13 protein-coding genes and 1 tRNA gene are annotated in these 14807 nt (G+C 69.4%); 9 read left to right on the forward strand and 5 right to left on the reverse strand.

The genetic code is table 11. The features are described 5' to 3' along the window. Positions 1-284: 284 nt before the first annotated feature. From AB0P24_RS38920 to AB0P24_RS38945, 6 genes are all read left to right on the forward strand, one after another. Complete coding sequence (locus AB0P24_RS38920) at positions 285-644, forward strand: hypothetical protein (protein ID WP_365802551.1); 360 nt, start codon at positions 285-287, stop codon at positions 642-644. A gap of 127 nt (positions 645-771) precedes the next feature. Then, on the forward strand, positions 772-1116 hold the full coding sequence (locus AB0P24_RS38925; RefSeq protein ID WP_365802553.1) for a hypothetical protein: 345 nt from the start codon (positions 772-774) through the stop codon (positions 1114-1116). Between the two features lie 126 nt (positions 1117-1242). Next, the gene (locus AB0P24_RS38930; RefSeq protein ID WP_365802555.1) at positions 1243-1947 is read left to right on the forward strand and encodes a transposase family protein; all 705 of its coding nucleotides are present in this window, start codon (positions 1243-1245) and stop codon (positions 1945-1947) included. Between the two features lie 452 nt (positions 1948-2399). Continuing rightward, the gene (locus tag AB0P24_RS38935; RefSeq protein ID WP_365802557.1) at positions 2400-2858 is read left to right on the forward strand and encodes a hypothetical protein; all 459 of its coding nucleotides are present in this window, start codon (positions 2400-2402) and stop codon (positions 2856-2858) included. An 8-nt stretch (positions 2859-2866) separates the two neighbouring features. After that, positions 2867-3112, forward strand: a complete 246-nt coding sequence (locus AB0P24_RS38940) for a hypothetical protein (RefSeq protein WP_365802559.1) — start codon at positions 2867-2869, stop codon at positions 3110-3112. A gap of 970 nt (positions 3113-4082) precedes the next feature. After that, complete coding sequence (locus AB0P24_RS38945; RefSeq protein ID WP_365802561.1) at positions 4083-5099, forward strand: recombinase family protein; 1017 nt, start codon at positions 4083-4085, stop codon at positions 5097-5099. Here AB0P24_RS38945 and AB0P24_RS38950 read toward each other — a convergent pair. From AB0P24_RS38950 to sucC, 5 genes are all read right to left on the reverse strand, one after another. Further along, a tRNA-Leu gene (locus tag AB0P24_RS38950) sits at positions 5064-5148 on the reverse strand. The two genes, AB0P24_RS38945 and AB0P24_RS38950, sit on opposite strands and share 36 nt — an antisense overlap. 135 nt (positions 5149-5283) lie before the next feature. After that, positions 5284-5604 carry a MarR family transcriptional regulator gene (locus tag AB0P24_RS38955; RefSeq protein WP_365802625.1) on the reverse strand — a complete coding sequence of 107 codons (321 nt, stop codon included), beginning with the start codon at positions 5602-5604 and terminating at the stop codon, positions 5284-5286. A 381-nt stretch (positions 5605-5985) separates the two neighbouring features. Further along, positions 5986-7521, reverse strand: coding sequence for an aldehyde dehydrogenase family protein (locus AB0P24_RS38960; protein WP_365802563.1), 1536 nt, complete (start codon positions 7519-7521; stop codon positions 5986-5988). Positions 7522-7524: 3 nt separating this feature from the next. Then, entirely contained in the window at positions 7525-8421 is an 897-nt protein-coding gene (gene sucD / locus AB0P24_RS38965; RefSeq protein WP_365802565.1) for a succinate--CoA ligase subunit alpha, read from the reverse strand. A gap of 11 nt (positions 8422-8432) precedes the next feature. Next, entirely contained in the window at positions 8433-9563 is a 1131-nt protein-coding gene (gene sucC, locus AB0P24_RS38970) for an ADP-forming succinate--CoA ligase subunit beta (RefSeq protein WP_365802567.1), read from the reverse strand. Between the two features lie 144 nt (positions 9564-9707). On the opposite strand from sucC, the gene AB0P24_RS38975 reads away from it, so the two are divergent. From AB0P24_RS38975 to AB0P24_RS38985, 3 genes are read left to right on the forward strand one after another with little or no spacing between them, the layout of a single operon-like run. Continuing rightward, positions 9708-11390: a thiamine pyrophosphate-binding protein gene (locus AB0P24_RS38975; RefSeq protein ID WP_365802569.1), complete on the forward strand. Its 1683-nt coding sequence runs from the start codon at positions 9708-9710 to the stop codon at positions 11388-11390. A gap of 11 nt (positions 11391-11401) precedes the next feature. After that, positions 11402-12634, forward strand: a complete 1233-nt coding sequence (gene frc, locus AB0P24_RS38980; RefSeq protein ID WP_365802571.1) for a formyl-CoA transferase — start codon at positions 11402-11404, stop codon at positions 12632-12634. 4 nt (positions 12635-12638) lie between these two features. Beyond that, positions 12639-14798, forward strand: coding sequence for an acetate--CoA ligase family protein (locus tag AB0P24_RS38985; protein ID WP_365802573.1), 2160 nt, complete (start codon positions 12639-12641; stop codon positions 14796-14798). The last annotated feature ends 9 nt before the right edge of the window (positions 14799-14807 follow it).

A 14807-nucleotide genomic window follows, 5' to 3' on the forward strand; every position in this document is an offset into this window, starting at 1 on the left:
CGCCTTGCGCGTATCTCACACCAACGACATAGCGCCGTCAGGGCCGTCCGTCAGCGAACCTCAGCGAGACGACATCAAAACGCCCTCGTCAGTAATCATCGCGTTTGATCATATGGCGGCATACTTTGCCAATTCGGGCAATACTGCAGCGCTTCGCATGCCCGTCGGTCGTTGCAGGAAACACCCAGCGGGGAGTTCATGCCCGGCCCGCCAGCGCAAGCCGCGACGCCCTGCACCCCGTCACATCTGGTTTCGACAGAAGGAGCAAGAGATGCCCCCGTCTCGTGTACGACGCCTTCTTCGCCCAACCGCTGCTGGACCTTGCCGCCTGGTGCGGAGCTCTTGCACCCGCGCCGGCCGAGGCGCAGGTCCAGAGCCGGGCAGAACCGACACACTGCAGGATTCGGATCACGGGCACGAAGGTCGCGGTGCGCATGCCGAAGGGCGACGCCCCGGTCGCCCAGCCCGACTCTCCCGTCGTCCGCTACGTCCACCGCGGCGACGTAATCCAAAACAATTTCTGTCTTCTCGCCCTCGGCCGCGGCAGCAGTGGGCCGGTCTACCGCGAGTGCGGCAGGGATGGTTACAACTGGTACATCGTCGTGGGCGGGCAGGTCCCGGTGACCTGCGCGAAACAAACTTGATCAGCCCTTAAGACAACTTCGTCGTCACTCCACCCTTGTCGCCTCTTCACTGAGCCCTTTTCAACCTCAGCAGGGCTGTTGACGCGGCTCGCTCCTGGTTGAGCCGGGTGGAGACTCTGGGGGCAAGATGACCTTCGTGCCCACCATGGTTGTTGAGATCCACGTGCCGTTGCTGCCGACGCCCGGCCTGCCGGACGGCGCCTACCCGTTTCCCTGGATTGAGGAGGTCGAGGACTTCCTGTCCGATCTCGAAGACCAAGGTGACGTGGAAGTCTTCGATGAGGGAGCGGAGGACGGGGACGTCTACGTCTTCTTCATCACCGGAGCCGGCGAGGGGGATCTTCTGGCGGTGGCGTCCCGCGTGGCCACCCTTCTTGGCCTCCCTGCGGGAACCGTCGCGATCGTCAGTAACGACGAGGCCGAGGAGTTCGGTCTGGGAAGACGGGTGGCGCTTCCGCTGCCTGCACTCTGAAGACCGATGCGAAGCCCCCCGGCCCAGGTCAGGTCGCACGACAGCGGGGCACCGCGTGCATGACGAAGTGAAGCTCCTGGTAGACGAGGTGTCGACCAAGATCAACCTGTCCGCCCGGAGCTTCGCATGCTCGTCTCCCCATCGGGACTCGATCTGTCCAGTTCAGCCCTACGGTTCCTGGCCGGGAAGCTGACGGCCCTGCGCTGTGAACGCGGAACACGGTGGCGCCGGCTCGGAACGGCCCGGCAGGCCCTGCTGGTCCTGGCCCACCTGCGATGCGGACACACCTACGCCCAGCTGGCCACCGGGTTCGGCATCAGCCTCAGTACCGTCTACCGGTACGTGAGCGAGGCCGTCGAACTGCTGGCCGCCCTCGCTCCCGACCTCGCCCAAGCGGTGCGCACTGCCTCCCGCAAAGCCTTCGTGATCCTGGACGGAACCCTCCTGCCCATTGACCGCATCGCCGCTGACCAGCCCTTCTATTCCGGCAAACACAAGAGACACGGCATGAACGTGCAAGTCCTGGCGGACCCGGCAGGGAGGCTGCTGTGGGCCTCGCCCGCGCTGCCCGGAGCCGTTCACGACCTTCGCACGGCCCGCGAACACGGCATTCCCGACTCGCTGACCGAAGCCGGCATCCGCTGCTGGGCCGACAAGGGATACCAAGGGGCCGGTGGAACCGTCCGTGTGCCCTACCGCGGTCGATGGGAGAAACTCTCCGCAGGTCAGCAGGCGGTCAACCGCGCCCATGCCAAAATCCGGGCGCTGGGCGAGCAGGCCATGGCCACGCTCAAGACCTGGCGACTCCTGCGCAAGCTGCTTTGCTCTTGATCCGTCAGGATTTTCAGATGTCGCGGATCACGTTCAATTGGCGCCGTCCCAACTCCTCGCCCGCTGGCCCGTCGACAACGACGTACCGGACATGAACGGTGGGTGGGGGTCACCATCTGCCACCCCCTGGAGAGGGAATCGACTGCGCACGATCTGCATTCGCCATGCCTCCCACCATCTCGCCGACGCACCAGTTGTCCGTCGTACCCGCCGAACCCGGGAAAGTCTCAGCCCAGACCGGTATGCTCCCCCGCCACCCTGCGGGTTCGACATCCGTCAAGGTCATCCCTTTCAGGAACCCGGAACGGCACTGTGAACGTTTCTGCTGGTCAGCCCACTTACTCTTTGATCACTCAAGGCAGTGAATCAGCCTGAATCCAGCAACCGACCAACGGCGGACACGGTTGTCCCGGGTACTCATCGAAAGATCACAGAAGGGGACAACCTTCGTCATGCCCTACGTCACGCGCCTCGCCACGGCTCTCACCGCCGCAGGAGCCCTCGTTCTCACCGCGCCAACGGGGGCGCACGCCACCGCGCTCGGGTCGACTCCCGTGCAAACCTTCGAGTACAGCGTGGGCGGCATGACCATGAAGGTCCCGACCGGCTGCATGTTCACGCACATCATCCGAGGCAGTGACAGGAAGATCACATACCAGAACGCCGGTGTCGACTGCGCCTTCGTGGGAGCGCTCAGCAGCGGTTTCTGCAACTGGCGCATCGACTTCACGTACGCCGACACCAACAACCGGACCTACCGCACGTCACGCGGCCGGACCCACAGCGAGTGCAAGATCGACCCGATGAGGAACAACTCTCCCCAGAAGCTGCCTCGTTATGGGAAAGCGTGCGGCCACCTCTACGTCAACGGGGTGCGCCGTGTGAGCCAGTGCCACCACATCACGAAGTGAGTCGTTCCATGATCGAGCAGCAAGAGGGGCAGAACTCGGACCAGACGTTGGAGACACGCAGGCGCCGGGTCGGGATCACCGCGTTCCTCGTCGGCCTCGTCGTCACGCTCGCCTTCTTCGCCTTCTTCCCCGGACTCCCGCACATCGTCGACTGGGGCGCCCTTCTCGTGTCCCTCGCCGTGGGCGGCCTCGCCCGATGGGCCTGTCAGTCCTGGATGACAAAGACGGCGGAGAAGAAGTCCGAACACAAGTAGTCGCCTCGGTGGAGCCCTTGGGCTCCACCGAGCGCCTTTCGAGCCACCCATGCCCAATCGTCGACGCCCCGGCCTTCCGGCATGTCAACCGAACTCGTCGAAGGCGTCAGCCGGGGCTTGTCTTCGGCACCGCGCTTGGGGGTTCATCCACCGCTGAGACCGCGCGCGACGGGAGCGGCACCAGCCGAGACCTCCCCTCAACCGCCACTGTGGCACAAATACGCAGGTCAGCGCCCCGCGCACGACCAGCCATGTTTTGGGGCTCCTGCCCAGGACTCGAACCTGCGGCCAGGTGCGGCCTCGGGACAGCCATGACGTCCAGCCAACCGGCCCGTGCGGGCCACGACATGGCCGTTCGCCGCATCCAGGCCCCAGGGCGCGATTACCCGAAGCGCTCGGCCCACGCGGGCATACAGGCCGCCCCTCCGAACTGACTCGCCGTTCAGCTACATCCGGCAGCGATCCAGCCAGCGTGCGGAGAACGACGGATGACAACAGGTGACGAAGCGTCAGTTTATCCAGCCAAAATCCAGCCAAGGGCACGTGAGCGGAGTCGACCCGAATTCGGGTCGACTCCGCCTGACCTGGCGTTTTGCTAATTCGCCGAATCCACGGTAATGCGTGGCTGATACATTGAAGCGGAACTCCACCACGTTCCGCCCTACATCACGTAGTTCTACGCGATCTCGCAACCGCATCAAAATCCGGGTCCGGACCGCCATGAGCTCCCAGGCCCAGCTCCAGGGCCGCTACCTCGGCGGACGCCCCCCGTACGGGTACCTGATCGGCGACGCGGGGCCACACCCGAACCCGGCCAAGGCCGCGACGGGACAGCGGATCCACCGCCTGGAGCCCGACCCCGCCGCGGCCCCCACCGTGGCCCGGATCTTCCAGATGTACGTCGACGGCATGAGCGACAAGGCCATCGCCGCCCAGCTCACCCGGGAAGGCATCCCCTGCCCCTCCGCCCATGACGCGGCCCGCAACCCCCACCGGAAGAAGATCGCATGGCAGGGCCGGAGCGGTCAGAGCGATCCTCATCAACCCCCCCTACACCGGCTACGAGATCTGGAACAAACAGCGCAAGGAGGAGCACCTCTACGACGTCACCCTCGGCCACCGCACCCGCATGACCCACAACCCGGCCGACCAGTGGGTATGGTCCAACGACGCAGCCCACGAATCGATCGTCACCACCCAGCTCTTCGACACCGTCAAGAAGATCCGCCGGCAGCGTGCCCGCATGCCGCAGCGCCTCGAACGCCCCGGACGACAACCGCAGGGGCAACGGACGTACGCACTGCGCGGGCGGGTGCGATGTGAGACGTGCGGGCGCAAGATGCAGCCCGCGACGATCCGCAACACCGTCTACTACCGCTGCGAGTTCAAGGAACAGGAACAGTCCCTCCACCCCGGCCTGGACCACCCCCGGACCGTCTACCTCCGGGAGGACGTGGCCTGCCGGGCTCTGGACCGATGGATCGCGAAAGCCTTCGCCCCCGACCGGCTCACCGCCACCCTCACCGCCCTCGCCCAAGCCAGCGCGGCAGCGCACGCGGCCGAGACGCTCAGTCCGCAGCAGACTCAGGCCCGCAAGACGGTCAAGGAGTGCGAGCGGCGTCTCGCCCGCTACCAGGCCGCCCTCGAAGCCGGCGCCGACCCCGCCGTCGTCACTCAATGGATCAACGAGGCGCAGGCGGAGAAGGAGGCAGCACGCAAGAAGCTCGACACACCACCCGCCGCCACTCGAAAGAAGGAAACCCCCCTCAGCGCCGACCAGATCCGGGAGATCACTGAGAGACTCGGAGATATCACACAACGTGTGCAGGCCGTCGACGCAGAGAAGAAGAGCCCGTTCTACGAAGCCCTCGGGATCACGATCAGTTACGAATATGCGGGTAGGACCGCGACCGTTAGGTCGAGGCCCTCATCCGCGTATCGCTATAGCGAGTGTCCGAGGGGGGACTTGAACCCCCACGCCCGATAAAGGGCACTAGCACCTCAAGCTAGCGCGTCTGCCATTCCGCCACCCGGACTAGGTGTATGCCGCCTGACCGGGGGTGTTCCCCGCGGCGACAGAGACAACAATACCAAGCTTTCGGAGTGCCTTTCACCTGCGTTTCCGTTGGCATTCCCGCAGGTGGGCACCGTCCCAGCGCGTGCCCGGCCCGCTACCGCCCGGGCAGCAGCGCACGCAGCGCCCGGATCAGGGTCGCGGCCCGTCGCGTCGTCCAGCGGCGCGAGAAACCGTCCCTCGCCGCCGGCGCGAGAAACCGTCTCTCGGTCGCCGGCCGCGCCTCCTCGGCCCGCCCCCTGCGCCGGCGCCCGGCATCGGTCAGTTCGACGATGTCGCGCCGTCGGTCCCGCGGACCGCGCCGGCGCTCGACCAGCCCGCGCCGTTCCAGCCCGTCCAGGAGCGCCACCGTCGTCGTGCGGTCCACCCCCGGCCGCCCCGGCACATCGGTCTGCGACAGCGGCTCGGACCCGGCGATTGCCCGGGCCGCCGCACAACACCGTGAGGTTCATCGCCGAACGCGCCCGGGTACTGGACGCGCACTGCGCCGGCCTGGGCCGGGATCCGGCGGAGATCGTCCGCTCGGTCCAGGTCCTGGTGTCGTACGACGACCCGACGACGACCGTCGGGTCGTCCACCACGTCGGCACCCCCGACCTGCTGCTCCCCCCGATGCGGACCGCGTGCCACGGTCTCCGCCCTGGTACGCGCCGAAGCGAACCACCTCGTGCCGAGCCCGCCCCGCCCCTGTCCGACAGGGAGCGGCGCAACGGCTCGCCGAGCAGGTCATCGCCCTGTGCTCGCCGCCGTCAGGGCGTGGGCCGACACCCGCTGTCAGGGTATGAGCTGGTACTCGGATGTCAGGGCATGAGCTGGTACTCGGGAAAGTTCCCCGGCAGCCGCTCCCCCGCCGGCCCCTTCGTCACCGCCCGCACCAGCAGCTCGCCGCCGACGAAGGCCCCCCGCCAGGACGCGCCGAAGCCGCCGAAGAGTTCGTCGCGGTCGCCGCGGGAGCGTGGCGTGCCATGGCCGACCTTGAAGGCGCGGATCTGCGGGGCCAGGCGGGCGAAGGCGGCCGCGTCGTCGGTGGAGAGCGTGGCGACCAGCGCGCCGTTGGAGGCGTTCATGGCGGCCAGCAGTTCGGCCTCGGTGTCGACCAGGACGATCGTGTCGACCGGGCCGAAGGGTTCCGCGTGGTGGAGCGGGGAGGAGGGGGGCGGGTTGAGGAGGGTGACCGGGTGGACGTACGCCGACGTGTCCTGGCCCGGCAGGAAGCGGGCGCCGGCCGGGCTGCCGCGGTGCAGTGGGACGGCGCCGCGGTCGACCGCCTCGGCGACCTGGTCGGTCAGGTCCTTGGCCTTGGCCGCGTTGATCACCGGACCGAAGTCCAGCTCGGGCGGCGGGTCGGCGGGGTCGGCGACCGCGAGGGGGTGGCCGATACGGAGCCGGCGCACCGCGGGAAGGTAGGCGGTGAGGAACTCGTCGAACAGCTCGCGCTGGACGACGAAGCGCGGGTAGGCGGTGCAGCGCTGTTTGCCGTAGTCGAAGAGCTTGGGGACGACGGCGGTGAACGCGGCCCAGTCGGTGAAGTTCCAGATGCCCCAGGTGTTGAGTCCCTCCTGTTCGAGTACGTGCCGCTTGCCGAGGTCGGTGACGGCCGTGGCCACCGCCGCTCCCGTGTCCCGGCCGCCGACGAAGCAGACGCAGCCGATCTCGGGCGCCCGCACCAGCGCCTGGGACAGCTCGCCGCCGCTGCCGCTGAGCAGTGTGACGGGCAGGCCCTCCCGGGCGGCCAGGGCGCAGGCCAGGGTGAGACAGGCGACCCCGCCGTCCGTCGGGGTCTTCGCCACCACCGCGTTGCCCGCCAGGGCCTGGACCAGTACCGCGTGAACGAGCACGCTCATCGGGTAGTTCCAGCTGGCGATGTTGGACACCGGCCCGTCCAGCGGGCCCCGCCCCGCGAGCATCGGCTCGATGCCGTCGACGTACCAGCGCACCCCGTCGATCGCCCGGTCCACGTCCGCCCGGGCGAGCCGCCAGGGCTTGCCGATCTCCCAGACGAGCAGCAGGGCGAGGAGGTCACGGTGCTCGGTCAGGGCTTCCAGGGTGGCGGCCACCCTGGCCCGGCGCTCCGCCAGGGGGACGTGCCGCCAGGCGCGGTGCTGGTCGAGGCAGGCGCGGACGGCCCGGTGCGCGGTGTCGCGGTCGAGCCGCGGGGCGCCGGCGATCGGGCTGCCGTCGACGGGGCTGGTCGCGGGCAGCGGCCGGCCGTCGGGCCGCCAGGCGGCGGACCAGAGGTTGAGGACGCGGTCGTCCCGGAAGGCCTCGGGGGCGACGGCCAGGCAGCGCGTCCAGGCGTCGCGCCACGCGGTGCCGGGCTTCTGCACGAAAGCCATGGTTCAGCTCCCCTCGGGCTGACGGGCGTCGAGCAGTTCCAGGACCAGCCGCGCGGTCTCGGTCGGTGTGCTCCCCACCCGCACCCCGGCCGCCTCCAGCGCCTCCCGCTTGGCCCGCGCGGTGCCGGCCGAACCGGAGACGATGGCGCCCGCGTGCCCCATGGTGCGGCCCTCGGGTGCGGTGAACCCGGCGATGTAGCCGACGACCGGCTTGGTGACGTGCTCCCGGATGTAGGCGGCGGCCCGCTCCTCCGCGTCGCCGCCGATCTCGCCGATGAGGACGACGAGTGCGGTGTCGGGGTCCTCCTGGAAGGCGCTCAGGCAGTCGATGTGACTGGTCCCGACGACGGGGTCGCCGCCGATGCCCACGCAGGTGGAGAAGCCGATGTCCCGCAGCTCGTACATGAGCTGGTAGGTCAGCGTGCCCGACTTGGAGACGAGACCGATCCGGCCGGGTCTGGCGATGTCGGCGGGGACGATGCCCGCGTTGGACTGGCCGGGCGTGATCAGCCCCGGGCAGTTGGGCCCGATGATCCGGGTGCCCCTGGCCCGGGCGTACGAGGTGAAGGCGACCGAGTCGTGGACCGGGATGCCCTCGGTGATCACCACCGCGAGGCCGATGCCGGCGTCGGCGGCCTCCAGTGCCGCCGCCTTGGCGAAGGCGGGCGGCACGAAGACGACGGTGACGTCCGCGCCGGTCGCCGCCATGCCCTCGGCGACCGTGCCGAAGACCGGGACGGCACGGTCGGCGAAGTCGACGGTCCGGCCGGCCTTGCGCGGGTTGACCCCGCCGACGACGTTCGTCCCCGCCGCGAGCATCCGCCGCGTGTGCTTCATGCCCTCGCCGCCGGTCATGCCCTGGACGAGGACCCTGCTCTCCTTGGTGAGGTAGATCGCCATGTCCCGGCTCCTCAGGCGGTGTGGGCGAGTTCGGCGGCGCGGCGCGCGGCGCCGTCCATGGTGGTGGCCTGTTCGACCAGGGGGTGCGCGCGGCCGTCGAGGATCGCCCGGCCGCGTGCCGCGTTGTTGCCGTCGAGGCGGACCACCAGCGGTCTGGTCAGCCGGACGGTCTCCAGGGCCTGGACGATGCCGTCGGCGACCGCGTCGCACGCCGTGATCCCGCCGAAGACATTGACGAGGACGGACTTCACGGCCGGGTCGGAGAGGATCACCGACAGTCCGTCGGCCATGATCTGGGCGGACGCTCCGCCGCCGATGTCCAGGAAGTCGGCGGGCCGTGCGCCGCAGCCGGCCACCGCGTCCAGGGTGGACATCACCAGGCCCGCGCCGTTGCCGATGACGCCGACCTCGCCGTCGAGCTTGACGTAGTTGAGCCCCTTCGCGGCGGCCGCCGCCTCCAGCGGGTCGTGGTGCCCGGTCTCGTCGGCGCCCCAGCGCGCCTGCCGGAAGCGGGCGTTGTCGTCGAGGGTGACCTTGCCGTCGAGTGCCAGGATCCGGCCCCTCGTGCTGCGCACGAGCGGGTTCACCTCGACGAGCAGCGCGTCCTCGCGGACCAGCACCTGCCACAGCCGTACGAGGACGTCGACCGTCTGCGGCGGCAGCCCGGCGGCCGCGGCGATCTCCTGGGCCTTGGCGGAGGTGACGCCGACCGCGGGATCGACGGGTACCCGTGCCACCGCCTCGGGCCGGGTCGCGGCCACCTCCTCGATCTCCGTGCCGCCCTCGGCGGAGGCGATCGCCAGGAAGCCGCCGGCCGCCCGGTCGAGGACGTAGGAGACGTAGAACTCGCTCTCGATGTCGACGGGCTGGGCCAGCATCACCTTGCCGACCGGGTGCCCTTTGATGCGCGTGCCGAGCATCTGACGCGCCGCGAGTTCCGCCGCGGCCGGGTCGGCGGCCTGCTTCACTCCGCCGGCCTTGCCCCGGCCACCGGTCTTGACCTGCGCCTTCACGACGACCCTGCCGCCGAGCCGGCGGGCGATCTCGCGGGCCTCCTTGGGCGAGTCGGTGACCTCGGCCCTCGGCACCACGATGCCGTGTTCCTCGAAGAGTTCCCTTGCCTGGTGTTCGTACAGGTCCATTTCGGCTCCTGTCTGGAAAGTGCCGCACGCCCCCTGGACACCACCCACCGGATGCGGGATAACAAGGTTCATACAGTATTCGTCGACTGTATGCAATGTACCGCGAGAGCGTTCCCACCCCCTACGAAGGGACAGGACTTCGCCATGCCCGACGACACCCAGGACGTGATTTCCGGTGGTCATCTCGTTGCCAAGGCGCTGAAGGCCGAGGGGGTCGACCGCATCTACACCCTGTGCGGCGGCCACATCATCGACATCTACGACGGCTGCGTCGACGAGGGCATAGAAGTCGTCGACGTCCGCCACGAGCAGGTGGCCGCCCACGCCGCCGACGGCTACGCACGCATCACCGGCAGGCCGGGGTGCGCGGTCGTGACCGCCGGTCCGGGTACGACCGACGCCGTCACCGGGGTCGCCAACGCCTTCCGCGCGGAGTCCCCGATGCTGCTGATCGGCGGCCAAGGGGCGCTCACCCAGCACAAGATGGGGTCTTTGCAGGACCTGCCGCACGTCGACATGATGGCGCCGATCACCAAGTTCGCGGCGACCGTCCCGGACACCGCCCGCGCCGCGGACATGGTCTCCATGGCGTTCCGTGAGTGCTACCACGGCGCGCCCGGCCCCTCCTTCCTGGAGATACCCCGCGACGTCCTGGACGCCAAGGTCCCGGCGGAGAAGGCCCGCATACCCAAGGCGGGCGCCTACCGGGCCGCCACCCGTTCGGCCGGCGACCCCGACGCCGTAGAGAAGCTCGCCGACCTCCTCGTGCACGCCGAGAAACCGGCCATCCTGCTCGGCAGCCAGGTCTGGACGACCCGCGGCACCGCCGCCGCCATCGACCTCGTCCGCACCCTCAACATCCCGGCGTACATGAACGGCGCGGGACGCGGCACCCTCCCGCCCGGCGACCCGCACCACTTCCAGCTCTCCCGCCGGTACGCCTTCTCCCACGCCGACGTCATCGTGATCGTCGGTACGCCCTTCGACTTCCGCATGGGCTACGGCAAGCGCCTCTCCCCCACCGCGACCGTCGTCCAGATCGACCTCGACTACCGCACGGTCGGCAAGAACCGGGACATCGACCTCGGGATCGTCGGGGACGCGGGACTGGTCCTGAAGTCGGTCACCGAGGCCGCCTCGGGCCGGGTCGACGGGGGCGCCTCCCGGCGCAAGGAATGGCTCGACGAGCTGCGGGCCGCCGAACAGACGGCGATCGAGAAGCGGTTGCCGCAGCTGCGCTCGGACGCGTCGCCCATCCACCCGTACCGTCTGGTCAGCGAGATCAACGACTTCCTCACCGAGGACTCGATCTACATCGGCGACGGCGGCGACATCGTCACCTTCTCCGGGCAGGTCGTCCAGCCCAAGTCGCCGGGCCACTGGATGGACCCGGGCCCGCTCGGCACCCTCGGCGTCGGCGTTCCCTTCGTGCTCGCCGCCAAGCAGGCCCGCCCGGACAAGGAAGTGGTCGCCCTCTTCGGCGACGGCGCCTTCTCCCTGACCGGCTGGGACTTCGAGACCCTGGTCCGCTACGACCTCCCCTTCGTCGGGATCGTCGGCAACAACTCCTCGATGAACCAGATCCGTTACGGCCAGGCCGCCAAGTACGGCAAGGAGCGCGAGCGGGTCGGCAACACCCTCGGTGACGTCCGCTACGACAAGTTCGCCCAGATGCTGGGCGGTCACGGCGAGGAGGTCCGCGACCCCGCCGACATCGGCCCCGCCCTGCGCCGGGCCCGGGAGTCGGGCAAGCCGTCGCTGGTCAACGTCTGGGTCGACCCGGACGCGTACGCCCCCGGAACCATGAACCAGACCATGTACAAGTGAGGTGAACGCCGATGACCGCCAAGGCACTTGAGGGCATTCGCGTCCTCGACATGACCCACGTCCAGTCGGGCCCCTCCGCCACCCAGCTGCTCGCCTGGCTCGGCGCTGACGTCGTCAAGCTGGAGGCGCCGACCGGTGACATCACGCGCAGGCAGCTGCGCGACCTCCCGGACGTCGACTCCCTCTACTTCACGATGCTCAACTGCAACAAGCGGAGCATCACCCTGAACACCAAGACCGAGCGCGGCAGGGAACTCCTGACCGAGCTGATCCGCCGTTCGGATGTGATGGTGGAGAACTTCGGCCCGGGCGCGGTCGACCGGATGGGGTTCACCTGGGACCGCATCAAGGAGATCAACCCGCGGATCGTGTACGCCTCCATCAAGGGGTTCGGGGACGGGCCGTACACCGACTTCAAGGCCTACGAGGTCGTCGCCCAGGCCATGGGCGGGTCGATGGCGACCACCGGCTTCGAGGACGGTCCGCCGCTGGCCACCGGCGCGCAGATCGGCGACTCCGGCACCGGCGTGCACACGGTGGCCGGAATACTGGCGGCACTCTTCCAGCGGGAGCGCACCGGCCGCGGCCAGCGCGTCAACGTCGCCATGCAGCACGCCGTGCTCAACCTCTGCCGGGTGAAGCTGCGCGACCAGCAGCGGCTCGCCCACGGCCGGCTCGCCGAATACCCCAACGAGGACTTCGGCGACGAGGTGCCCCGCTCCGGCAACGCCTCCGGCGGCGGCCAGCCCGGCTGGGCGGTCAAGTGCGCGCCGGGCGGCCCGAACGACTACGTGTACGTCATCGTGCAGCCGGTCGGCTGGCAGCCGATCACCCGGCTGATCGGCCGGCCCGAGCTCGCGGACGACCCCGAGTGGGCGACCCCGGAGGCCCGGCTGCCCAAGCTCAACAAGATGTTCCAGCTGATCGAGGAGTGGTCCTCGGCGCTCCCCAAGTGGGAGGTGCTGGAGCAGCTCAACGCCCACGACATCCCGTGCGGGCCGATCCTCTCCACCAAGGAGATCATCGAGGACGAGTCGCTGGTCGCCAACGGGATGGTGGTGACCGTCCCGCATCCCGAGCGCGGCGAGTTCGTCACCGTCGGCAGCCCGCTCAAGCTCTCCGACTCCCCTGTCGAGGTCACGGCCTCGCCGTTGCTCGGCGAGCACAACGAAGCGGTCTACGTCGGCGAACTCGGTCTCGGCGACGAGGAGTTGCGCCTGCTCAAGTCGAACGGAGTGATCTGACGTGATGGCAGAGGACCGGGAGCCGCGGGTCCGTGAACTCCTCGACTCGGTGCGGGCTCAGGGCCGTACGGCCCTCACCGCGCCGGAGGGCAAGGTGATCGCCGACGCGTACGGGATCGCCGTACCGGGCGAGGAGCTGGCCACCGACGTCGACGAGGCGGTGGCGTACGCGGCGCGCTTCGGCGGGCCGGTGGTGATGAAGATCGTCTCGCCGGACATCCTGCACAAGACCGACGCGGGCGGGGTGATCGTCGGCGTCGAGGGCGCGGCGGACGTGCGCGCGGCCTTCCACCGGATCGTCGAGAACGCGCGCGCCTACGACTCCGGGGCCCGAATCGAGGGCGTCCAGGTGCAGGAGCTGCTGCCGAAGGGGACGGAAGTCATCGTCGGCGCGGTCACCGACCCCACCTTCGGGAAGGTCGTCGCCTTCGGCCTGGGCGGGGTGCTGGTCGAGGTGCTGAAGGACGTGACCTTCCGGCTCGCGCCCGTCACCGCCGACGAGGCGCTGTCGATGCTGGACTCCGTCAAGGCGGCCGACGTGCTGCGCGGTGTGCGCGGGCAGGCCGGTGTGGACCGGTGGGCGGTCGCCGAGCAGATCCGCCGGGTCTCCCAACTGGTCGCGGACTTCCCGGAGATCGCCGAGGTGGACCTCAACCCGGTGATCGCGACCCCGGAGGGCGCGGTCGCCGCCGACATCCGGATCATCCTCGCGCGGCAGCAGCCGCCACCGCGCCGGAAGTACTCACGCGAGGAGATCCTCACCAGCATGCGCCGGCTGATGCAGCCCCGCTCCGTCGCCGTGATCGGCGCCTCCAACGAGCAGGGCAAGATCGGCAATTCGGTGATGCGCAACCTCGTGGACGGCGGGTTCGCCGGGGAGATCCATCCGGTGAACCCCAGGGCCGATGACATTCTGGGCCGCAAGGCGTACAAGAGTGTCACGGACGTTCCCGGTGAGGTGGATGTGGCCGTCTTCGCCATCCCCGCCAAGTTCGTGGCAGCGGCGCTGGAGGAGGTGGGCCGGAAGCGGATTCCCAACGCCGTCCTGATCCCGTCCGGTTTCGCGGAGACCGGCGAGCACGAACTCCAGGCCGAGATCGTCGCGATCGGCGAACGCCACGGCATCCGCCTCCTCGGCCCGAACATCTACGGCTACTACTCCACCTGGCAGGACCTGTGCGCCACGTTCTGCACGCCGTACGACGTGAAGGGCGGCGTGGCGCTGACGTCCCAGTCGGGCGGGATCGGCATGGCGATCCTGGGCTTCGCGCGGACCACGAAGACGGGGGTGTCGGCGATCGTCGGCCTCGGCAACAAGTCGGACCTGGACGAGGACGACCTGCTGACCTGGTTCGGCGAGGACCCGCACACGGAGTGCATCGCGATGCACCTGGAGGACCTGAAGGACGGCCGCGCCTTCGTCGAGGCGGCGCGGAACACCGTACCGAGGAAGCCGGTCGTGGTCCTCAAGGCGGGCCGTACGGCGGCCGGGGCCAAGGCGGCCGGTTCGCACACGGGCGCGCTCGCGGGCGACGACGCGGTGTACGACGACATCCTGCGGCAGGCGGGGGTGATCCGGGCGCCGGGCCTGAACGACATGCTGGAGTACGCGCGGGGCCTGCCGGTGCTGCCGACCCCGCGGGGCGACAACGTGGTGATCATCACCGGCGCGGGCGGCAGCGGCGTGCTGCTGTCCGACGCGGTGACCGACAACGGGCTCTCCCTGATGGAGATCCCACCGGACCTGGACGAGGCCTTCCGCCGCTTCATCCCGCCCTTCGGGGCCGCCGGCAACCCGGTGGACATCACGGGCGGCGAGCCGCCGTCGACGTACGAGGCGACGATCCGGCTCGGCCTTGAGGACCCGCGGATCCACGCGCTCGTCCTCGGCTACTGGCACACCATCGTCACCCCGCCGATGGTGTTCGCGGAGCTGACCGCGCGGGTGGTCGCGGAGTTCCGGGAGCGGGGCGTGGAGAAGCCGGTCGTCGCCTCGCTCGCGGGGGACGTCGAGGTCGAGGAGGCCTGCCAGTACCTGTACGAGCGGGGGGTCGTGGCATATCCGTACACGACCGAACGGCCGGTGGCCGTGCTCGGCGCCAAGTACCGCTGGGCGCGGGCGGCCGGGCTGCTGGGCAGCGGACTGTCGGGGGGCGGGTCATGACGTGACCGA

Source organism: Streptomyces sp. NPDC086519, from assembly GCF_040686075.1.
GTDB lineage: Bacteria > Actinomycetota > Actinomycetes > Streptomycetales > Streptomycetaceae > Streptomyces > Streptomyces shenzhenensis.